Origin of the sequence: Streptomyces barkulensis (genome assembly GCF_002843305.1) — a bacterium.
Classification (GTDB): domain Bacteria; phylum Actinomycetota; class Actinomycetes; order Streptomycetales; family Streptomycetaceae; genus Streptomyces; species Streptomyces barkulensis.
The window spans coordinates 214,338-235,571 of record NZ_PGSG01000105.1 but is presented as its reverse complement, the minus strand read 5'-3'; the positions used below and the strand labels follow the sequence as shown (position 1 = coordinate 235,571).

The 21,234-nt window shown below is 73.0% G+C and carries 20 protein-coding genes; 5 read left to right on the top strand and 15 right to left on the bottom strand.

What is annotated here, in order from left to right:
* Positions 1-107: 107 nt before the first annotated feature.
* The 4 genes from araD to CUT83_RS23255 all read right to left on the bottom strand — a co-directional run bounded on the left by araD (position 108) and on the right by CUT83_RS23255 (position 5,029).
* Positions 108-1,865 carry an L-arabinonate dehydratase gene (araD, locus tag CUT83_RS23270; RefSeq protein ID WP_101257812.1) on the bottom strand — a complete coding sequence of 586 codons (1,758 nt, stop codon included), beginning with the start codon at positions 1,863-1,865 and terminating at the stop codon, positions 108-110.
* On the bottom strand, positions 1,862-2,779 hold the full coding sequence (locus tag CUT83_RS23265; protein ID WP_101257766.1) for a dihydrodipicolinate synthase family protein: 918 nt from the start codon (positions 2,777-2,779) through the stop codon (positions 1,862-1,864). Before CUT83_RS23265 ends, araD begins: the two co-directional genes overlap by 4 nt.
* Entirely contained in the window at positions 2,776-3,453 is a 678-nt protein-coding gene (locus tag CUT83_RS23260; protein WP_101257765.1) for a GntR family transcriptional regulator, read from the bottom strand. Before CUT83_RS23260 ends, CUT83_RS23265 begins: the two co-directional genes overlap by 4 nt.
* Positions 3,454-3,772: 319 nt before the next feature.
* Positions 3,773-5,029 (bottom strand): hypothetical protein, encoded by a 1,257-nt coding sequence (locus tag CUT83_RS23255; protein ID WP_101257764.1) that lies wholly within the window; start codon positions 5,027-5,029, stop codon positions 3,773-3,775.
* A gap of 570 nt (positions 5,030-5,599) precedes the next feature.
* Between CUT83_RS23255 and CUT83_RS23250 the strand changes: the two genes are divergently transcribed.
* From CUT83_RS23250 to CUT83_RS23240, 3 genes are all read left to right on the top strand, one after another.
* Positions 5,600-5,872 (top strand): GlsB/YeaQ/YmgE family stress response membrane protein, encoded by a 273-nt coding sequence (locus CUT83_RS23250; RefSeq protein WP_093848310.1) that lies wholly within the window; start codon positions 5,600-5,602, stop codon positions 5,870-5,872.
* A gap of 83 nt (positions 5,873-5,955) precedes the next feature.
* Complete coding sequence (locus CUT83_RS23245; RefSeq protein WP_101257763.1) at positions 5,956-7,122, top strand: TerD family protein; 1,167 nt, start codon at positions 5,956-5,958, stop codon at positions 7,120-7,122.
* 325 nt (positions 7,123-7,447) lie between these two features.
* Positions 7,448-7,639, top strand: a complete 192-nt coding sequence (locus CUT83_RS23240; RefSeq protein ID WP_093848314.1) for a hypothetical protein — start codon at positions 7,448-7,450, stop codon at positions 7,637-7,639.
* A gap of 162 nt (positions 7,640-7,801) precedes the next feature.
* Here the strand turns inward: CUT83_RS23240 and CUT83_RS23235 are convergent, their stop codons facing one another.
* Together CUT83_RS23235 and CUT83_RS23230 are read right to left on the bottom strand one after the other, a co-directional pair.
* A complete protein-coding gene (locus CUT83_RS23235; protein ID WP_101257762.1) occupies positions 7,802-9,277 on the bottom strand; it encodes an alkaline phosphatase PhoX in 1,476 nt (491 codons plus the stop codon).
* A 93-nt stretch (positions 9,278-9,370) separates the two neighbouring features.
* Positions 9,371-10,897 carry a hypothetical protein gene (locus CUT83_RS23230; RefSeq protein WP_101257761.1) on the bottom strand — a complete coding sequence of 509 codons (1,527 nt, stop codon included), beginning with the start codon at positions 10,895-10,897 and terminating at the stop codon, positions 9,371-9,373.
* Between the two features lie 283 nt (positions 10,898-11,180).
* Between CUT83_RS23230 and CUT83_RS23225 the strand changes: the two genes are divergently transcribed.
* A complete protein-coding gene (locus CUT83_RS23225; RefSeq protein WP_101257760.1) occupies positions 11,181-13,007 on the top strand; it encodes a DUF8508 domain-containing protein in 1,827 nt (608 codons plus the stop codon).
* Positions 13,008-13,178: 171 nt separating this feature from the next.
* On the top strand, positions 13,179-14,072 hold the full coding sequence (gene dapA / locus CUT83_RS23220) for a 4-hydroxy-tetrahydrodipicolinate synthase (RefSeq protein ID WP_101257759.1): 894 nt from the start codon (positions 13,179-13,181) through the stop codon (positions 14,070-14,072).
* A gap of 26 nt (positions 14,073-14,098) precedes the next feature.
* On the opposite strand, the gene CUT83_RS23215 is transcribed toward dapA, so the two are convergent.
* The 9 genes from CUT83_RS23215 to sufD all read right to left on the bottom strand — a co-directional run bounded on the left by CUT83_RS23215 (position 14,099) and on the right by sufD (position 21,199).
* A complete protein-coding gene (locus tag CUT83_RS23215) occupies positions 14,099-14,947 on the bottom strand; it encodes an EI24 domain-containing protein (protein ID WP_101257758.1) in 849 nt (282 codons plus the stop codon).
* A gap of 86 nt (positions 14,948-15,033) precedes the next feature.
* Positions 15,034-16,032 (bottom strand): 2,3,4,5-tetrahydropyridine-2,6-dicarboxylate N-succinyltransferase, encoded by a 999-nt coding sequence (gene dapD, locus CUT83_RS23210; RefSeq protein WP_101257757.1) that lies wholly within the window; start codon positions 16,030-16,032, stop codon positions 15,034-15,036.
* A 109-nt stretch (positions 16,033-16,141) separates the two neighbouring features.
* Positions 16,142-16,465, bottom strand: a complete 324-nt coding sequence (locus CUT83_RS23205) for a DMT family transporter (RefSeq protein ID WP_093848324.1) — start codon at positions 16,463-16,465, stop codon at positions 16,142-16,144.
* A 156-nt stretch (positions 16,466-16,621) separates the two neighbouring features.
* Complete coding sequence (locus CUT83_RS23200) at positions 16,622-16,957, bottom strand: metal-sulfur cluster assembly factor (RefSeq protein ID WP_093848325.1); 336 nt, start codon at positions 16,955-16,957, stop codon at positions 16,622-16,624.
* Entirely contained in the window at positions 16,954-17,457 is a 504-nt protein-coding gene (gene sufU / locus CUT83_RS23195) for a Fe-S cluster assembly sulfur transfer protein SufU (RefSeq protein WP_101257756.1), read from the bottom strand. The genes CUT83_RS23200 and sufU overlap by 4 nt, the downstream gene beginning before the upstream one ends.
* Positions 17,458-17,503: 46 nt before the next feature.
* Positions 17,504-18,760, bottom strand: a complete 1,257-nt coding sequence (locus CUT83_RS23190) for a cysteine desulfurase (RefSeq protein ID WP_101257755.1) — start codon at positions 18,758-18,760, stop codon at positions 17,504-17,506.
* A gap of 124 nt (positions 18,761-18,884) precedes the next feature.
* Entirely contained in the window at positions 18,885-19,655 is a 771-nt protein-coding gene (gene sufC, locus CUT83_RS23185; RefSeq protein WP_101257754.1) for a Fe-S cluster assembly ATPase SufC, read from the bottom strand.
* 6 nt (positions 19,656-19,661) lie between these two features.
* Positions 19,662-20,021 (bottom strand): non-heme iron oxygenase ferredoxin subunit, encoded by a 360-nt coding sequence (locus tag CUT83_RS23180; protein WP_101257753.1) that lies wholly within the window; start codon positions 20,019-20,021, stop codon positions 19,662-19,664.
* On the bottom strand, positions 20,018-21,199 hold the full coding sequence (sufD, locus tag CUT83_RS23175) for a Fe-S cluster assembly protein SufD (RefSeq protein WP_101257752.1): 1,182 nt from the start codon (positions 21,197-21,199) through the stop codon (positions 20,018-20,020). Before sufD ends, CUT83_RS23180 begins: the two co-directional genes overlap by 4 nt.
* Between the last annotated feature and the right edge of the window lie 35 nt (positions 21,200-21,234).

The following is a 21,234-nucleotide window of genomic DNA, read 5'->3' as shown; positions in this document are numbered from 1 at the left end:
TGCTCCGTTCTGTCGTCGAATGACTGTCGAACGTCGTTCGAGATGTCGTGTCGGCGGGCGGTTCAAACGGTCTGTGGTGCGGTGGTGCGGTGGTGCGGTGCGGGCGGTCAGCCCGCGTAGGGTTCGGGGACCTCGCCGGGCCGGGCGAGGAAGGCGAAGTCGCAGCCGGTGTCGGCCTGGGTGATGTGCTCCTCGTACAGCGCCCCGTAGCCGCGCCCGTAGCGCCGCCCGGGCGGGCGCCAGGCGGCGCGCCGGCGTTCCAGTTCGGCGTCGTCGATCTCCAGGCGCAGGGTGCGGGCGGCCACGTCGAGGGTGATCAGGTCGCCGGTCTCCACCAGGGCCAGCGGCCCGCCCACATGGGACTCGGGGGCGATGTGCAGGACGCAGGCGCCGTAGCTGGTGCCGCTCATCCGGGCGTCGGAGAGGCGGACCATGTCGCGCACGCCCTGCTTGAGCAGGTGGTCGGGGATCGGCAGCATCCCGTACTCCGGCATGCCCGGTCCGCCCAGCGGTCCGGAGCCGCGCAGCACCAGTACGCTCTCGGCGGTGACGCCCAGGTCCGGGTCGTTGATGGTGGCCTGCATGGTGCGGTAGTCGTCGAAGACGACCGCCGGGCCGGTGTGCTTCATCAGGTGCTGCTCGGCGGCGATGTGCTTGATGACCGCGCCGTCCGGGGCGAGGTTGCCGCGCAGTACGGCCACGCCTCCCTCGGCCGCGAGCGGGTTGTCGGCGGTGCGGATGACGTCGTCGTCGTGGACGAGGGCGCCGGCGATCTGCTCGCGCAGCGTGTCGTGGGCGACGGTGGGCCGCTCCAGGTGGAGGTGGCCTCGCAGCCGGGAGAGGAAGCCGGGCATGCCGCCCGCGTAGTGGAAGTCCTCCATCAGGTACTTCCCGCCGGGCCGGAGGTTGGCCAGCACGGGCGTGGTGCGGGCGATCCGGTCGAAGTCGTCCAGGGTGAGGCCGACGCCCGACCGCCCGGCCATGGCGATCAGATGGATGACGGCGTTGGTGGAGCCGCCCAGCGCGCACACGGCGGCGACGGCGTCCTCGTACGCCTCACGGGTCAGGACGGTGGAGAGCCTGCGGTCGGTCCAGGCCATCTCCACGATCCGGCGCCCGGCCGCGGCGGCCATCCGGGAGTGGCCGGAGTCGACGGCGGGGATGGAGGACGCTCCGGGCATGGTCACGCCCAGCACCTCGGCCGCGCCGGTCATGGTGGAGGCGGTGCCCATGGTCATGCAGTGGCCGGGCGAGCGGGCCAGGCCGCACTCCAGTTCGGCCATCTCGCAGTCGCCGATGAGACCGGCGCGCTTGTCGTCCCAGTACTTCCACATGTCGGTGCCCGAGCCGAGGGTCTCGCCGCGCCAGTGGCCGCGCAGCATGGGCCCGGCGGGGACGAAGACGGTGGGCAGGTCGACGCAGGCCGCGCCCATCAGCAGGGCGGGGGTGGTCTTGTCGCAGCCGCCCATCAGCACCGCGCCGTCCACCGGGTAGGAGCGCAGCAGTTCCTCGGTCTCCAGGGAGAGCAGGTTGCGGTAGAGCATGGGGGTGGGCTTCTGGAAGGTCTCCGAGAGGGTGGAGACGGGGAACTCCAGGGGGAAGCCGCCGGCCTGCCACACCCCGCGCTTGACCGCCTCGGCGCGCTCGCGCAGGTGCTGGTGGCAGGGGTTGATGTCGGACCAGGTGTTGAGGATCGCGATGACCGGCTTGCCCAGGTGCTCCTCGGGGAGGTAGCCGAGCTGCCGGGTGCGGGCGCGGTGGCTGAAGGAGCGCAGCCCGTCGGTGCCGTACCACTGGTGGCTGCGCAGCTCCCCGGGGGCGCGGCGGGCGCGGGGGCCGTCGCCTCGGCCGTGCTGCTCGGTCATGCCGCCTCCCATCCCTTGACGATCCCGGCGATCTCGGCGCGCTGCTCCTCGGGCAGCGTCCGGCTCGGCGGGCGGACGTCGCGGCGGCACAGGCCGAGGTGGGCCAGGGCCTCCTTGACGACGGAGACGTTGTTGGCCGACTGCTGTGCGGCGCGCAGGTCCTCGAAGACTCGGATGCTCTCCCACACCTCCATCGCGGCGCCGAAGTCCCCCGCCCGCAGGGCGCGGAGCATCTCCAGCGAGATCCGCGGGGAGACGTTGACCAGACCCGAGGTGAAGCCGGTGGCGCCGCAGGCGAAGTAGGCCGGCGCGTACAGCTCGGCGAGTCCGGCCACCCACACGAAGCGGTCCGCGCCGGCGTCGCGGGCGAAGGCCGCGAAGCGCGCGGCGTCGGGGACGGCGTACTTGACGCCGATGACGTTGGGACACGCCTCGCCGAGCCGGGCGAGGGCCGCGCCCTCGATGAGGGGGTTGCGCAGGTAGGGGACGACGCCCACCTCCGGGACGGCCTCGGCGACGGCCCGGTGGTAGTCCACCCAGCCGGCCTGCGAGACATAGGGGTTGACCGGCTGGTGGACCATCACCATGCCGGCCCCGGCCTCGCGGGCCTGCTCGGCGGCGGCGACCGCGGTGGCCGGGTCGTGGCCGACGCCCACGACGACCTCGGCCCTCCCTCCGGCCTCCTCGACCTCGGCCACGGTCAGCTCGACCTCCAGCCGCCGCTCGGCGGGGGTGAGGGAGTAGAACTCGCTGGTGTTGCCGTTGGGGGTGACGGCGCGGATCCCGGCGTCCAGCAGCCGGCGGACCAGGGCCCGGTAGGTGTCGGCGTCCAGCCGGCCCTGCTCGTCGAACGGTGTGACCGGGATCGCCACGACATCGGCGAGCGCGGCACGCCGGTGGGAGAAGTCCGTCATGCCTGGACCTGACCTTCCTGGTTCTCCATGGCCGGGAAGGCCCGGCGGACGAATCCCTCGATGTGGTCGCGCAGCAGCCGGGCCGCGCCGTCGGCGTCCCCGCCCAGGGCACGGGCGAGGATCTCCCGGTGCTCGGCGGCCTCGTGCTCCCAGGAGGGCACGGCCTCCCAGGCGACGGTGGACACCAGGGCCGCCTGGTCGCGCAGGTCGTCGAGCATCCGCGTCAGCAGCGGGTTGCCGCAGGGCAGGTACAGGGCCCGGTGGAAGTCCCGGTTGGCCAGCGAGCGGTCGGCCCGGTCGGCGGCGGCGTCGGCCCGCTCCAGCGCGGCCCGGGCCCCGGCCAGGTCCGCCTTCGCCGTGACGGTGCGGCGCAGCGCCTCCGGCTCCAGCAGCAGCCGCACGTCGTAGACCGAACGGGCCATCGAGGCGTCCACGGTGCGCACGGTGGCGCCCTTGTACTCGCTCATCACGACCAGCCCGCGGCCCGCGAGGGTCTTCAGCGCCTCGCGGACCGGGGTCTTGGACACGCCGAATCTCGCGGCCAGCTCGGTCTCCACCAGCGGCTGCCCGGGTGGGAGCTGCCCGGTGAGGATGGCGTGGGTCAGATGCTCCATGACGTACTGCGTCCTGGAGGGGACGGGTACCGGTGCGAGACCGGTCAGGGGGGCTCTCATGCGGTCGGCTCTCAGGTCGGCTGTGGCGACGGGCGTACGGACGGCGGTGGGTGCGGCACTCGGGGAGCGGCACGCACCCGCATACGCCATATCTCGTATATGACGCACGAGATATGGCGTATGACGTATCGCGTACGACGTGCGGTGGGACGAAAGTAGGGCGGCCCCCGGGCTCCGTCAACGGTTCTGACAGAACTTTCGGGGACCGCCTTGAAAGCGCTTACTGTATGCGACGACGGGTGCGCCGACGATCACAGGGAGCTGCCGTGCGCCGCGCTCGCGTGCCGGCCCGGCTCAGTCCGGTGGGGCCCGGCGCGGCTCAGTCCAGGCGGGACAGCGCGGCGCGCACGGCCGCCAGGTCCGCGTCACCGGCCAGGCCGGCGTGGTACAGCCGAAGCTCGGTCGCCCCCAACTCCCGGGCGTGCGCGGCGTCTCCGGCCAGTTCCGCAGGGCGCCCGCCCATCCCGCCGACCACCGTGAAGTTGGCGGCGAGCACGGTGGAGGGGGTGCGGTACGGGGCGAAGGGCGCCAGGACGGCCTCGCGTTCGGCGCCGCCCCCGGTGCACGGCAGCACCACCCCGTCGGCCAGGGCGAGGACGGCAGCGGGGTCCACACCGACGTTGGCGCCGCAGCGATGGGGCGCCGGATCGGCGTGCAGCAGCACCCGGAACCCTTCCGTCCGCCGGGCCTCGGCGGCCTTCCGCACGGCTGTCACAACCTCGGTTTGGAAAGCGCTCGCTATCTGATCGCGCCAGGCGGCCGCAGCCCGGGCGAGCTCCTGCCCCAGCAGTTTCTCCACCTCCCCCCACTCCTGGGCGCGTCCGCCGGACACCTTCTCGCGCCCCTCGCGCCCCTCGCGCCCCTCGCGCTCCTCACGCTCCCCCCGCTCCCCGCGCCACAGCGGCTCCAGCGCGGCGGCCGCGGCACGCCGCAGCCGCTCGGGATCGGCGCCGTGCGCGGCGTACCCCGCCTCGCACTCCGGGCAGAAGCACAGCGACATCAGGTACTGGCCGGCTCCGTCCAGCCGCACCCCGCCGGTCTTGTCGTGGGCGCTCAGGTGCCCCAGCCCGTACCAGCCGCAGGACTCCAGCTCCACCCCGCGCGCACCGGGCCGCACGGCGGCCTCGGCGGCCAGGGCGGCGGCATAGGCGCGCACCTCCTCCCGTGCGACGCAGGGCGCCCAGGGGTAGTGGTCGCCGTAGGCGTTGCGCACGGTCAGATCCGGGTGCTCGCCCCCGAGCCGGGTGTTGTGGGCGAGGATCACCCAGGAGTGCACCTCCAGCCCGGCGTCGGCCAGAGCCGCCGCGGCCTCACCGTACGGGTCCTCGCCCGCGACCCAGTCCTGCGTGTACGGACGCAGTCGCCGGCCCTCCCAGCGGGCCGGGTCGGCCGGGTAGTAGACGGCGGAGTGCCGGGCGGAGACGACACGGTGGCGCGGATGGCGGGGGGTGAGCGCCCTGGTGGAGTGGTAGGCGGAGGCGAGGGTGACCTGCTCGACGCCGAGGTCGGCGATCCGGCGGGCGGCGGCCGGGTCGCCGACGACGTCCCAGGGGTAGACGAACGCGGAAGCGCGCATCGACGGCTCCTTGGTGTGAGATGGATTCGGTTGGGTGGACCGGACGGGCGGGACGGGCGGGACGGGCGGGACGGGCGGGACGGGCGGGACGGGCGGGACGGGCGGGACGGGCGAAGGCTAGATCAGAGGACCGGACCGCGACAGCCTCACCCACCTCCGTGAGCGGCTGTCCACAACGGTGTCATGTGTACACACATCTGAACAGCGCATGGAATCCGCCCACTCCCCGGAGCCCGGGGTCCGAGCGGTCACCGGAGCCTTGCATCCCCCGACAGGGTTCGGGCGAGCTTCCCGTAACCCACAAGGATGTGAACAGGATTCGGTGACGGAGACATCGGCGCCCGCCCCCGCACGCCCTGGCCGCCGGCACCGCCGTGCGGCCGCGGGCCCGGAGCGGCCCCGGGGCACGAGCCGCGGGACGGTCCCGGAACGCGCCCGTCGGCGCGGCGCGTTCCGCACCGCTCCCGGCCGCCTGACCGGACGGTGTTCGGAGGAGCCTCCGTTCGGGCATGATGGCCCGCGAAGATCACGGACCGCGGGCGGAGTCCCGCGGCGGGGAGGGGTACGGTCGTGGACATCGTGAGCTGGCTGGTGCTCGGACTGGTCACGGGGGTCGTCGCCAAGATCCTGCTGCCGGGCCGCGACCCGGGCGGGCTGGTGGGCACCACGCTCATCGGCATCGTCGGTGCGTTCGTGGGCGGCTGGCTGTCGGCGACCTATCTGGACCGCCCGGTGGAGCGGGACTTCTACGACCCGGCCCTGTGGGTCTCGGCGGTCGCCGGCTCCCTGGTGCTGCTGATCGCCTACCGTCTGCTCTTCGGCCACTCGCGCCCGTCCCGCTGAGGCCGGTACGGAGCGTGTCCCCGGACGGCGGACGGTAATGGAACCGTAAAGCGGTGCGGTCCGTTATCCGGACCATGACTGCAATGACTCCCGGTTCGAACCTTCCGCTGTCCACCGCGCGTGTGGCGGTGGACGTCACCGCGCCGGCGCGGCTCGACGTCTCCGGCCTGCTGATCGCCGCCGACGGGAAGGTGCGCTCCGACGACGACTTCGTCTTCTACAACCAGCCCTCCGCTCCGGGAGTGGCCCACAGTTCCGCGGGGGGTCTCGACACCATCACCGTGGACACCGCCGCGGTGCCCGCCGGCATCGAGAAGATCGTGGTGACGGCCAGCCTCGACGCCCCGGGCGCGACCTTCGCCGGCACCGAGCCCACCGCGACCGTGCGGGACGCGGCGAGCGGCGCGGTGGTGGCCACCTTCACCCCGCCCCGGCTGGGTCCGGAGACGGCGCTGGTCGTCGTCGAGGTGTACCGCAGGGGCGACGCCTGGAAGGTCCGCGCGGTCGGCCAGGGGTACGCGAACGGGCTGGCGGGCATCGCCACGGACTTCGGTGTGACGGTGGAGGAGCCCGCCGCGCCCACCGCACCCGCGGCTCCTCCCACCGCGCCCGCGCCCGCGCCCGCGGCTCCGGCCATGCCGGCCGCTCCGCCCGCCGCTCCCGCCGCCACCGGGAAGATCAACCTGGACAAGGGCCGGGTGGACCTGCGGAAACACCAGACCGTCTCCCTGGTCAAGGGCGGAAAGCCGCTGCTGACCTCGGTCCGGATGGGGCTGGGCTGGGAGCCCGCCTTCCGCGGCAAGAACGTCGACCTCGACGCGTCGGTCATCGCCTACGACGCCAACCGCAAGAAGATCGACAACTGCTACTTCGGCAAGCTCGCCATCCTGAACGGAGTGATCCAGCACTCCGGCGACAACCTCACCGGCGAGGGCGCGGGTGACGACGAGGCCATCACCGTCCACCTGGGCGGTCTGCCGCCGCAGGTGACGGGCCTGGTCTTCACGGTCAACTCCTTCTCCGGGCAGAGGTTCACCGATGTCGCCAAGGCCTACTGCCGCCTGCTGGACGCCGCCACCGGCGAGGAGCTGGTCCGTTTCGACCTGACCGGGTCCGAGCCGCGCACGGGTGTGCTGATGTGCAAGCTGATCCGCCAGTTCTCGGGCGAGTGGGAGATGACGGCGCTGGGCGACTACGTGGACTCCCGCACCGTCCGCGGCATGGTGAAGCCGGGCGGCGCGGCCCTGTAGGGGAGCCGGGGCCGCAGGGGTCGGCCGCGGGAACACCGGCCGCGCGGGAGCGGGGAGAGGACGGGGGAGGAGTCGCGCGGGAGTCGCGCAGAAGTCGTGAAGACCCTTGCCGCGGGACGCCGTCCACCCCTGCGGAGGGGCGGCGGGAGTGATATCCGTCGCATCCGCCGACCGGCCCGATGAGCCCAACTCCCCGCACCGGCAGCCATATTCGCAGGTCAGCGGCGATTTCGGGCATTTGCGGAGCGATTGAGGTTTGAACTACACGGCGGAAGGGAAACCGGCAAGACCTGCCGCTGTCATACCCAGCCCCTACGCTGGTCATATGTCCACCACTCCCGAGCAAGGATCCCCGGCTCCCGGGTCCCAGACTCCCGCCCAGGCGAACGAGGCGCTCCGCGCCTTCGTCCGCGCTCACGGAGACCGTCCCTGGTCCCGGGCGGAGCTCGCCGAGCTGGACCGGCTGCGGAGCCTGTGGCGGGCGGCCGAGCGGCACAGGATGACCGCCGCGGCCTGAAGCCGCCGGCACGGCACCGGCACAACACGGACACTGCACGGACACTGCACGGACACGGCACGGCGCGGAAGGGCCCGCGGGAGATCATCTCCCGCGGGCCCTTCCGCACTGTCACAGCCGCGCAGCAGCTCCCGCCGGCGGGAGCTGCTGCGCGGCGGCGGCTCAGTGGCGCCGCCAGGGGCCGGTGATCGCCAGCAGGATGCCGGGCTCCTGGATCCCGGCGAACAGCGTCCGGCCGTCCCCCGAGAAGCAGACCCCGGCGAACTCGCTGTACTCCGGCTCCTCCTCCGTGCCGGTGTTCACCTCGTTGCGCGCGATCGGGAACGCCCGGCCGCGGTCGTCCGCGGCCATCAGGTGCTGGAGCCCCTCGCCGTCCTCGGCGATGATCACCCCGCCGTACGGCGAGACCGTGATGTTGTCCGGGCCGTCGAGGCCGCCGGGCTCGTACGGGTCGCGGTTGACCCCGAAGCGCAGTCTGAGGGTGAGGGTGCGGCGCCGGGGGTCGTAGAACCACACCTGGCCGTCGTGGGGCTCGCCGGGACTGTCCTCGTCACGGGCGTAGGAGGCCACCACGTACGCGCCGCCGTCGGCCCACCACATGCCCTCCAGCTTGCGGGCGCGGGTGACCTCGCTCCCGGTGAACTGCCTGCGGACGGGCACCTCGCGGGCGTCGCGGTCGGGGACGTCCACCCAGTCGACCCCGTAGACCGTGCCGGGGCGCACCGCGCGGGAGAGGTCGTCGACGAACCGGCCGCCGGAGTCGAAGCAGCGGAACGCCTGGAGGACGCCCGCGTCGTCGGCCAGTGAGCGCAGCATCCCCCGCCCGTGCCGGAAGCCGTGCGGCGGCGTCCACCGGTAGAGCAGGCCGTTGGGGTCGGAGTCGTCCTCCGTCAGATACATGTGACCGCGCCGCGGGTCCACGACGACGGCCTCGTGGTCGAAGCGGCCCAGCGCCTTGAGGGGCCTGGGGTCGCGATTGGCCCGCCGGTCGCGCGGATCGACCTCGAAGACGTAGCCGTGGTCGCGGGTCATGCCCCTCTCGCCGGCCCGGTCGGAGTTCTCCTCGCAGGTCAGCCAGGTGCCCCAGGGGGTCACCCCGCCCGCGCAGTTGGTGGAGGTGCCTGCGATGCCCACCCACTCGGCGAGCTTCTCCCCGTCGTGCGAGACCTCCACGACCGTGCAGCCCCCCGCGGCGGCCGGATCGTAGACCAGCCCCTCGGCGAGCGGCACCGGATGCTCCCAGTCGCCGCGGGGGCCCTTCAGCTCGTGGTTGTTGACCAGCAGCGTCCTGCCCCGGGGCCCGTCGAAGGCGGCGGTGCCGTCGTGCCCGGCCGGGGTGGGCTCGCCGGTCTCCAGCCGGGTGACGCCGCAGTGCGTGAGGACGCGGTACGAGAAACCCGCGGGCAGGGCGAGCACCCCTTCGGGGTCGGGCAGCAGTGGCCCGTAGCCCCGCGGTGCGTCGTCCTCCCCCCGCCCGCGGTGTCCGTCACGGTCGTCGCGGTCGTCGCGGCCCGGGACGCCGAACGCGCCCGAGGTGCCGGCCAGGATGCCCGCACTGCCGGTGATGGCGATCCCGGCCCCGGCCACGACCGACCGCCTGCTGAGATCTGGGCGACTGACTTCGCTGCTGGTCGGCATCGTCTCTCCCGTCGGCTCTGCGCGATGGCACGGCGCCGACCACGATCCCGCCCTCCGGCGAACGCGGGTTGAACGCAGGCCGAACCGGTCGGCTCAGCCGCGCGACCGCGCCCTGTACGCCGCCTTGCGGGCGTCCTTGGCCGCCTTGCGGTCGGGATGCACACGGCTCATCGCCTCCAGCACCTCTCCGGTCGCCGGGTGGTCGACGCGCCACGCCTTGTCGAAGAAGCCGCTGTGCTGGTCGACCAGGCCCCGCACCAGCTCGCGCAGCTCCTCCGAGTCGTCCCCGCCCTCCTCGGTGGCCAGCTGGGCGGCCAGGGTGTCCACGGTCAGCCAGAACACCATCTCCTCCGACGGCGCGGGCACGTCGGCGAAGCCGCGCTCGGAGAGCCACACCCGGGCCAGTCCGCCCAGGTGGCCGTCGTCGAGGACCTCGCGCAGGGCGGGCTCGGCCTCCGCGCCGGTGATCGAGAGGGCCTGCTGGCAGGCCAGGCGGCGGCGCGGCGCGTCCCGGTCGTCGCCCCGGGCGGCGGCGAGGAGTTCGCGGGCGGCCTCCAGGGGGGCGCGCCGGGCGAGCCACAGCTCGATCTCGTGGCGGGCCGCCTCCTCGCCGTGGCCGGGCAGGGCGGCCAGCAGCTCCCGGGCGCTCTCCCGCGCCAGATCGCCCACGACCGGGGCGTGGACGCCCGCCTCCAGCAGCCGCTGCCGCACGCCGTACAGGCCGAGCGGGGTCAGGCGGACCATGCCGTAGCGGGCCAGGTCCTCCTCGTCCGTGCCGCCGGAGTCGTCCGGCGCGTCGAGCCCGTCGGATTCGCCGGACTCGCCGCCGTCGGCCTCCTCGATCAGGGCCTCGTCCACGGGCCGGTAGTCGACGATCCCGATCGGCTCCAGCATCCGGAACTGCTCGTCCAGCCTCACCATCGCCGTCGAGACGTCCTCCAGAACGGAGTCGGTGGGGTGCTCCATGTCCTCCGGGGCGACCATCGAGGCGGCGAGCACCGGCAGCGGCACCATCGCCCCGTCCGTCACGGCGGGGTCGGTCGCGGTCAGGACGTAGAGGTTGCCCAGGGCGCCGTCGAGGAAGTCGGCCTCCTCCTCGGGGTCCCAGTCGAGCGCGTCGAGGTCGAGGGAGTCCGGGTCGATCCGGCCGTCCTCGCCCTCGGCGCCCAGTTCGCCGAGCAGATCCTCCAGGGCGGGGGCGGCGGCGTCCGCGAGGGCCGCCTCCAGGCCGTCGCGCCAGACGTCCAGTACGTCACCGGGAGCGCCCCCGGTGAGCAGGGACAGCTCCTCGCCGGGGACCGCCGTGCCGTCTCCGGCCTCTCCGTCCCCGTCCGCCCCGTCGTCCTCGCGGATCTCCAGCAGACCGGTGTCCAGGGCCGTGTCCCAGGCCCGCTCGGCGTGCGCGAGCCCGTCCTCCCCGTCGAGGCCGAGGTGGGCGGCGGCCCGCTCCAGCGACTCGTCGGACAGCTCGCCCCCGGCGCCGACCCGGACTCCCTCCCCGGCCCAGCGCGCGAGCCGGGCGGCCCGGGACAGCAGTGGCGAGGCCAGCGCGTCCCGCGCCAGTTCGGCTTCGGCGGGCAGCCGTACGGGCGGCACGGTGGGACGGTCGTCACCGGTCATGGGGGAGGGGCTCCTCGATTCGATGAGGCGGGCGTTGTGATCGCTGCCCCAGCGTAGACGGCTTCCGCTTCCGCCGTCGGGTTCACCGGCCCTTCCGCCCGCGTACACCGGGGGCCGCTTGACAAGCACCTGACCAGAGCGGCACGTTACGCGCGTAGAAACCGCACCGTGCGAACCGTGGGCAGCGTCACCGCTTCCCCGGCGCCGCACTTCGGCTCTCCGCCGGGCGCACCTGGCACGTCCAGCGCGTCCGGCACCCACAGCACCGTCCCGGAGGGACCCCTTGAGCAGATCCCAGGCGGCCCGTACCGCCGCACTCACCGTCGCAGCCCTGACCTCGACGCTGCTGGCCGTCCCCGCCTCGGCGGCGGAACCGGCCGACGCGGTCCGCATCCACGACATCCAGGGCACCACCCGCCTCTCGCCGCTGGCCGGCGAGCGGGTGTCGCAGGTGTCCGGCGTCGTCACCGGCGTGCGCACCTACGGCTCGCGCGGTTTCTGGATGCAGGACACCGCCCCCGACGGGGACCCGGCCACCAGTGAGGGCCTCTTCGTCTACACCGGATCCGCGCCCGAGGTGGCCGTCGGCGACCTGGTGAGCGTCTCGGGCACGGTCACCGAGTACCGTTCCGGCGGCAACTCCTCGGGCAACCAGACCCTCACCCAGATATCCCGCCCCCAGGTGACCGTCGTCTCCTCCGGCAACCGGCTGCCCGCCCCGGTGGTCTTGGACTCCGCCTCCGTCCCCGAGGCCTACGCGCCCCAGGGCGACCCGGCCGCGGACGGGAGCGTCGAGGGGCTTCGACTGCGCCCCGGTACCTACGCGCTGGACCTGTACGAGTCCCTGGAGGGCATGGACGTACAGATCCGCGACGCCCGCGTGGCCGGCCCCAGCACCCGGTACGCCGAACTGTGGGTGACCGTCAGGCCGGAGCAGAACCCCTCGGCGCGCGGCGGCACCGTCTACGGCGGCTACGACCAGCAGAACTCCGGCCGGCTCAAGGTCGAGTCGCTCGTCCCGCTGTCCCAGCAGCCCTTCCCCGCCGCGAACACCGGCGACGTGCTGGCCGGCGCCACCACCGGCCCGCTGGACTACGAGCAGTACGGCGGCTACCTGGTGGCCGCCCGCGAGCTGGGCGAGGTCGAGGACCGCGGCCTGGAGCGCGAGCGCACCCGCGCCCAGCGCCGCGGCGAACTGGCCGTGGCCACCTACAACGTGGAGAACCTCCACCCCGGCAACGACCAGGAGAAGTTCGACCGGCTGGCGCGGGGCGTGGTGGACAGCCTCGCCTCCCCCGACATCGTCGCCCTGGAGGAGATCCAGGACGACAACGGCCCGGTGAACGACGAGGTGGTCTCCGCCGACGCCACGCTCGCGAAGTTCACCGACGCCATCGCGGCCGCGGGCGGCCCGCGCTACGAGTGGCGCACCGTCGACCCGGTCGACGACGCCGACGGCGGCCAGCCCGGCGGCAACATCCGCAACGTCTTCCTCTTCAACCCCGCGCGGGTCTCCTTCGTGGACCGCCCCGGCGGCGACGCCACCACCGCGGTCGGCGTGGAGCGCGAGCGCGGCCGGGCCGTGCTGACCCACTCCCCCGCCCGCGTCGCACCGAACGACACGGCCTGGGAGGACAGCCGCAAGCCGCTGGCCGGCGAGTTCCGCTTCCGCGGCCGCACCGTCATCGTGGTCGCCAACCACTTCGCCTCCAAGGGCGGCGACCAGTCCCTGCACGCGGCCGTCCAGCCGCCCGAGCGCTCCTCCGAGATCCAGCGCACCGCGCAGGCGAAGGTGGTCAACCACTTCGTGCGGCAGGTGCTGGCGGTGCAGCGGAAGGCGAACGTCGTCGTCCTCGGCGACATCAACGACTTCGAGTTCTCCGCCACCACCCGCGAGCTGACCGCGGGCGGCGCGCTGCGCAGCGCGGTGCTCTCGCTGCCCGAGGACGAGCGCTACACCTACGTCTACGACGGCAACTCCCAGGTGCTGGACCAGACCCTGGTCTCCCCGGGCATCCGCCGCTTCGACTACGACATCGTGCACGTCAACGCGGAGTTCGCCGACCAGGCGAGCGACCACGACCCCCAGGTGATCCGCTTCCGTCCCTGAGCCGGGGCATCCCCGTGAGGACCGGCCGTGCCGCCCGCCCGCTTCCGGGCGGGCGGCACGGCCGGCGCGTCGGGACCTTCCCGGGGAACGCGCCTCGGGCCGGGCGACGCTGACCGGACCTGTCGGACGGCCGGTTGGACCGGCCGCTTCGGCGTGGGCCAGACTCGCCCCATGCCCGACTCCCCCTTCGGCCGCGTCGCCGCCGCCATGATCACCCCGTTCGACTCCTCCGGCGCGCTGGACCTCCCCGGCGCCCGGCGGCTGGCCGCCCATCTGGTGGACCGGGCCGGCTGCGACGCCCTGGTGCTCAGCGGCACCACCGGCGAGTCGCCGACCACCTCCGACGACGAGAAGACCGCCCTGGTACGGGCCGTGGCCGAGGAGGTCGGCGACCGGGCCCGGATCGTCGCCGGCGTCGGGTCCGCCGACACCCGGCACTCGGCGGAGCTGGCCCGGGCCGCCGAGGAGGCGGGCGCCCACGGCCTGCTGGTCGTCACGCCGTACTGCTCCCGCCCCACCCAGGAGGCCGTCGCCCGCCATCTGGCCACCGTCGCCGACGCCACCGCCCTGCCGGTGATGCTCTACGACATCCCCGCCCGCACCGGGGCGGGTACCGCGCTGACGGTGGAGACGCTGACCCGGCTCGCGGAGCACCCGCGTATCCGCGCGGTCAAGGACTGCGCCCACGACCTGATGAAGACGGCGAAGGTGCTGGGTTCCACCGGGCTGGCCCACTACTCCGGCCGCGACGAGATGACCCTGCCGCTGCGCGCGATCGGCGCCCACGGCTGTGTGAGCACGGTCGCCAATGTGGCGGGGCCCGCCGTGCGCGGCGTCCTGGACGCCTTCGACGCCGGCGACCACGCCGGGGCCGCCCGGCGCCATCAGGCCCTGGTGCCGCTGGTCGACGCGATGATGTCCCAGGTGCCCGGCGCGGTCTCGGTCAAGGCGCTGTTCGCCGCGGCGGGGCTGCCGGGCGGGCCGGTGCGCCCGCCGCTGCTGCCGGCCGACGAGGCGCTGACCGCGCGGCTGGCCGACGCACTCAGGGCGGCGCTGTCCCGGTGATCCGGCCCTTGCGGCCCCGGGCGTGGTCAGGCCGGTCCGGTCGGCCCCTCCGGTCCGGCCCGGTGGCCCGGCTCGGCCCACATCCCCTGCGGCCCGTAAGGCCCCTGCGGCCCCTGTGCGGCCGGCTGTCCGTCCGCGGGCGCGCCCGTCAGGTCACGCACCAGGAGGGCGGCGCCCGCGACCGCGCCCGGCATCAGGAGGACCGCGGCCAGCGGCACCAGGAAGCACAGTGCCAGCGGCGCCCCGAAGCCGACCGCGAGCGCCTTGCGTCCGCGCAGCATCCGCAGCCGCTCGCGGACGGGGATGCCACGGCGCTGCATGGCGACCGAGGTGAGTTCCAGGGCCAGGAAGAAACCCGAGACGGCGAGGCCGGCGACGGGCACGACGGTCTGGCCGGCGACGGGGACGAAGCCGAGCAGGAACAGCACCACGCCGAAGGCCAGGGCCCGCACCAGGACGTAGAGGCTGTCGCACAGGGAGATCCACAGCCCGCGCAGCAGCGAGACGTCCGGCCCTTCGGGGCAGCCGCCCTCGGACTCCTCGACCTTCTCCGACAGTGACTCGTAGAAGGGGTCGCCGACCAGCAGGGTGACGGCGGTGAAGGTGAGCACCGCCATCAGCAGGCCGCCGGCGAACAGCAGCACGGTGAACGTGCCGCGCAGCAGTCCGCCCCAGGGCGAGGACCAGTCGTCGGCGAACGGCGTGGCCCAGGCGGCCAGGTCGTCGGCCCAGAAGCCGAGGGCGACCAGGGCCGCCGTGTAGAGCACCAGGGTGATGAGCGCGGGCAGCAGCCCGAAGCCGAACCACCGTCCGTTGCGCAGGACCCACTTCTGGCCCCGCCCCAGGTACCGCGCTCCGGTCATGAGATCGCTCATGACCGCACAGCGTAACGGGCCCGCCGCCCGATGGGAGCGGCGGGCCCGGCCGGCTGTCCGGTGCCGGGGGTGTACCCGGTGCGGCGTCAGTTGTGGCTGTGCAGGGCCTCGTTCAGACCGCCCCAGGATCCGGAGCGCTGGAGGGCCTCGACGGCTCCGGTGGTGGAGTTGCGGCGGAACAGGAGGTTGCTCGCGCCGGACATCTCCAGCGCCTTGACGACCTTGCCGTCGGGCAGGGCGACGCGGGTGCCGGCCGTCAGGTAGAGGCCCGCCTCCACGATGCAGTCGTCGCCCAGCGAGATGCCGATGCCGGCCTCGGCGCCCAGCAGGCAGCGCCTGCCGATGGAGATGGTCTGCTTGCCGCCGCCGGAGAGGGTGCCCATGATCGAGGCGCCGCCGCCGATGTCGGAGCCGTCGTCGACGACCACGCCCGCGCTGATGCGGCCCTCGACCATGGAGGTGCCCAGTGTCCCGGCGTTGAAGTTGACGAAGCCCTCGTGCATCACGGTGGTGCCGGAGGCGAGGTGGGCGCCCAGGCGCACCCGGTCGGCGTCGCCGATGCGCACGCCCTTGGGGATGACGTAGTCGGTCATCCGCGGGAACTTGTCGACGCTGGTGACCGTGAGCTGCCTGCCCTCGGCGCGGGCGGCGAGGCGGACCTGCTCGACCCTCTCGACGGGGACGGGGCCGAGGCTGGTCCAGGCCACGTTGGCGAGCAGGCCGAAGATCCCGTCCAGGTTCTGGCCGTGCGGCCTCACCAGGCGGTGGCTGAGCAGGTGCAGCCGCAGGTAGGCGTCGTGCGCGTCCAGAGGCTTGTCGTCCAGCGAGGCGATGACGGTGCGGACGGCGATGACCTCGACGCCGCGGACCCGGTCCGGGCCCAGGGCCTGCGGCGCGGCGTCGCCCAGCAGCTCGGCGGCACGCTCGGCGCTCAGCCGCTCGGTGCCGGCGGGCCCGGGTGCGTCGGTCAGCTCGGGCGCGGGGAACCAGGTGTCGAGGACGGCGCCCCCCTCCAGCGCGACGGTGGCCAGTCCGGCGGCGACTGCGCCGGACGTACGGGGTGCGGATGCGGGTGCTTCGGTCATGGCCAAACGCTAACCGGACACCTTCCGCGAGCGCGAACCGGTCCCACCGGCCGGACGCGCCGGAGGCGCCGGAGGCACTGGACGCGCCGGTACGCGTGGGCAGATCCGCTCAGTGACCGCCGCCGCCGAGGTTGAGGACCACCACTCCGGCGATGACCAGGAGGATTCCGGTGATCCTGACGGCGTTGACCGCCTCGCCGATGAAGACCATGCCGATCACGGCGATGGCGGCGGTGCCGACGCCCGACCAGATCGCGTACGCGGTGCCCACGGACATGGTCCTGAGCGTCTGCGCGAGCAGGACGAACGCGACGAGGTACCCGGCGGCGGTGCCCAGGGTGGGCCACAGCCGGGTGAAGCCGTCGCTGTACTTCATCGAGGTGGTCGCCAGCACCTCGGCCAGGATCGCGCAGGCCAGCATCAGATACGCCATGCGCCGAGGCTACGCAGCGGTGCGGCGGAGCCGCCGACCGCCCCGTCCCCGCGCACGCCCCCGCCCGGGCGCGCACGCCGCCGGCCGGGGCCCGCTCGGGGGCCCCGGCCGGCGGGGAGGTCGCTGGGTGCCGGGCACCGGGCCCAGCCCGGTGCCTCAGACGTTGAAGCCGAGTGCGCGCAGCTGCTCGCGGCCCTCGTCGGTGATCTTGTCCGGACCCCACGGCGGCATCCAGACCCAGTTGATGCGCAGTTCGTTGACGATACCGTCGGTCGCCGACTTCGCCTGGTCCTCGATCACGTCGGTCAGCGGGCAGGCCGCGGACGTCAGCGTCATGTCCAGCGTGGCGGTGTTGTCGTCGTCGACGTGGATGCCGTAGATCAGGCCCAGGTTGACGACGTCGATGCCCAGCTCGGGGTCCACCACGTCGTACAGCGCCTCGCGGACCTCGTCCTCGCTCGCGGGCTTCGTCGTGGTCGGCGTCTCGCTCATGCGGTCCTCTCCTCGGCCTTGCGCCCGGCCTTGCGCCCGGCCTCGTTCTCGGCGGAGCCGTCGCCCAGGGCCTGGGCGGTGGCGTCCTTCCATGCCATCCAGCTCAGCAGGGCACACTTCACGCGTGCCGGGTACTTGGAGACCCCGGCGAACGCGACCGCGTCCTCCAGGACCTCCTCCATCGCGTCGTCCGGCTCGATCCGGCCCTTGGACTGCATCAGCTCCAGGAAGGTCTCCTGGACCCGGCGCGCCTCGGCCAGTTCCTTGCCGACCAGCAGGTCGTTCAGCACCGAGGCGCTGGCCTGGCTGATGGAGCAGCCCTGCCCCTCGTAGCTGACGTCCGCGACGGTGGAGCCGTCCATCCTCACCCGGAGGGTGATCTCGTCGCCGCACGTCGGGTTGACGTGGTGCACCTCGGCGTCGCCGTCGCGCAGCCCCCGTCCGTGCGGGTGCTTGTAGTGGTCCAGGATCACGTCCTGGTACATGGAGTCAAGCTTCACGAGTCACCTTCAGCCGCTGCGGTCGTCCGTCGTCGGTCACGGAACATCAACCGAAGAAGTTCCGTACGTGTTCCAGCCCCTCCACCAGGGCGTCGACTTCCGCCGGAGTGGAGTACAGATAGAACGACGCCCGGGTGGTCGCGGGAATTTTGTACCTGAGGCAGACGGGCCGGGCGCAGTGGTGACCGACCCGGACGGCGATGCCCTGCTCGTCGAGGACCTGGCCCACGTCGTGGGGGTGGATGTCGCCGAGCGCGAAGGAGATCGCGGCGCCCCGGTCCTCGGCCGTGGCCGGGCCGATGATCCTCAGGGAGGGGATCTCCTGGAGCCGGCGCACCGCGTACTCGGTGATCGCGTGCTCGTGGGCCGCGATGCGGTCCATGCCGATCGCGGTCAGGTAGTCCACGGCGGCGCCCAGCCCGACGGCCTGCGCGATCGGCGGGGTGCCCGCCTCGAACTTGTGGGGTGCGGGGGCGTAGGTGGAGGAGTGCATCGAGACGGTCTCGATCATCTCGCCGCCGCCGAGGAACGGCGGCAGGTCCTCCAGCAGCTCCTGGCGGCCCCACAGCACGCCGATGCCGGTCGGCCCGCACATCTTGTGACCGGTGAAGGCCACGAAGTCGGCCTGGAGCGCCTGGACGTCCACCGTCATGTGCGGGGCGGCCTGGGAGGCGTCGACCACCACCAGCGCGCCGACCTCCTGGGCGCGGCGGACGATCGTCTCGACCGGGTTGACCGTGCCCAGGATGTTGGAGACCAGCACGAAGGAGACGACCTTGGTCCGCTCGGTGATGATCTCGTCGATGTTCGACAGGTCCAGGCGGCCGTCGTCGGTGAGGCCGAACCACTTCAGCTTCGCGCCCGTGCGCTGCGCCAGCAGCTGCCAGGGCACGATGTTGGAGTGGTGCTCCATCTCCGTGATGACGATCTCGGTCCGGTCGTCGACGCGGTAGGGCTCGTCGGCCCAGCCGAGCATGTTCGCCACGAGGTTGAGCGACTCCGAGGCGTTCTTGGTGAAGATCACCTCGTCGCGGCTCGGGGCGTTGACGAAGGCGGCGACCTTGTCGCGCGCACCCTCGTACAGCGCCGTGGCCTCCTCGGCGAGCACGTGGACGCCGCGGTGGACGTTGGCGTTGTGCCGCACGTAGTAGTCGTTCAGCGCGTCGAGCACCTGGTTCGGCTTCTGGGAGGTCGCCGCGTTGTCCAGGTACACGACCTTCTTCCCGTCGTGGACCGTGCGGTCCAGCAGCGGGAAGTCCTTGCGGATCGCGTCCGTGTCGAGAAGGCCCGGCAGCTGTGTCACGCTCGTGTTTCTCCGTTCTCCCCCGGGGCCCCACGCCCCGGCGGTACCCCATTGCGCGCCCGTCCGGCCGTGCCGGGGGCGCAGTCGGTGCGCGGGGCCGCCGGGGCGGCCCCGCGGATACGGCTCACGCCGCCCGGTCGCCCTTGACGTAGGCCTCGTAGCCCTCTTCCTCCAGCTTGTCCGCCAGCTCCGGGCCGCCGGACTCGGCGATCCGGCCGGCCGCGAAGACGTGGACGTGGTCGGGCTTGATGTAGCGCAGGATGCGCGTGTAGTGGGTGATCAGCAGGGTGCCGACCTCACCGCTCTCACGGACGCGGTTGACGCCCTCGGAGACGATGCGCAGCGCGTCGACGTCCAGGCCGGAGTCGGTCTCGTCGAGGATCGCGATCTGCGGCCGGAGCAGCTCCAGCTGGAGGATCTCGTGGCGCTTCTTCTCACCGCCGGAGAAGCCCTCGTTGACGTTGCGCTCGGCGAAGGCGGGGTCGATGTTGAGGCGCTCCATGGCCTCCTTGACCTCCTTCACCCAGGTGCGCAGCTTGGGGGCCTCGCCGCGGATGGCGGTGGCGGCGGTGCGCAGGAAGTTGGAGACGGACACGCCGGGCACCTCGACCGGGTACTGCATGGCGAGGAAGACGCCGGCGCGGGCGCGCTCGTCGACGCTCATCTCCAGGACGTCCTCGCCGTCCAGGGTGACGGTGCCGCCGGTGATCTTGTACTTCGGGTGGCCCGCCAGCGAGTAGGCGAGGGTGGACTTGCCGGAGCCGTTCGGGCCCATGATGGCGTGCGTCTCGCCCTGCTTCACGGTCAGGTCGACGCCGCGCAGGATCTCGGTGGGGCTGTTCGACGAATCCGTCTCGACGGAGACGTGCAGGTCGTGGATCTCAAGCGTTGCCATGGGGCTTCAGGACTCCTGGGTGGTGGAGACGAGCACGGCCGCGTCGGGGCCGTCTCCTTCGATCTTGACGGGGTATACGGGGACGGGGCGCGTGGCGGGCGGTCCGTCGGGCTTGCCGGTGCGCAGGTCGAAGCTGGACCCGTGCAGCCAGCACTCGATGTGGCAGTCCTCCACCTCGCCCTCGGAGAGCGAGACGTTCGCGTGCGAGCAGATGTCGTTGATCGCGAAGACCTCCCCCTGCGTGCGGACGAGCGAGACCGGGACACCGCCGACCTCCACCCGCCTGGGGGTGTCCTCCTCCAGCTCGCCGAGCGAGGCGACGCGGACGAAGCCCGCGCTGCCCACCGTGCTTTCGCCGGTGCTCATGCGACCGACTCCTCCAGTTCCTCATCGATCCTGGCGATGAGGCGGTCCTGCAGGTCGGGCAGGCCGATCTGCTGGACCAGCTCGGCGAAGAAGCCGCGCACCACCAGGCGGCGGGCGTCCTGCTCCGGGATGCCGCGCGCCATCAGGTAGAACAGCTGCTCGTCCTCGAAGCGGCCGGTGGCCGAGGCGTGGCCGGCTCCGACGATCTCGCCGGTCTCGATCTCCAGGTTGGGTACCGAGTCCACCCGCGCGCCGTCGGTGAGGACGAGGTTGCGGTTGAGCTCGTAGGTGTCGGTGCCGGTGGCCGAGGCGCGGATCAGTACGTCGCCGATCCACACCGCGTGCGCGTCCTGGCCCTGGAGGGCCCCCTTGTAGACCACGTTGCTGCGGCAGTTGGACGCCTCGTGGTCGACGAAGAGGCGGTGCTCCTGGTGCTGGCCGTCGTCGGTGAAGTACAGGCCGTACAGCTCGGCCTCGCCGCCGGGGCCGGCGTAGTTGACGCGCGGGTGGAGGCGCACCACGTCGCCGCCGAAGGTGACGACCACGGACTTGAAGGTGGCGTCCCGGCCGACCAGCGCGTTGTGCTGGGAGCAGTGCACGGCCGTGTCGTCCCAGTCCTGCACGGAGACGACCGTCAGCTTCGCGCCGTCGCCCAGCACGTACTCGACGTTGGCGGCGCGCACACCGTCGCCGGTGTGGTCGATGACGACGACGGCCTCGGCGAAGGCGCCCAGCTCGAAGACGGTGTGCCCGAAGGAGACACCGCCCTGGCCCTGGATGCTCACCCGGATCGGCTCGGTGAGCACGGTCTCCTTGGGCACGGTGACGACGGCGGCCTTCTCGAAGGCGCTGTAGGCCTGGGCGGCGACCCGGTCGACGGGCTTGCCGGCCCGGCCCAGCCGGGCGTCGTCACGGCCGACGGTCTCCACCGTCACGCCGTCGGGCGCGGATACGTCGGCCTTCACGCCGCCGCCCGCCTCGGCGGTGCCGTCGTGCAGGCCCCGCAGCCGCTCCAGCGGGGTGAAGCGCCACTCCTCCTCGCGGCCGTGCGGCACCGGGAAGTCCGCCACGTCGAAGGACGGAGGGGCACTCATCCGGGTGGCGACGGTGGACTCGGCCGCCACCGCGATGGATCCGGCGGTCGTGGACCCGGCCGGGATGTTCTGAGCCTCAGCCATGGCTGTCGTGTTGCTCACTCTCTGTCTTCTGTGTT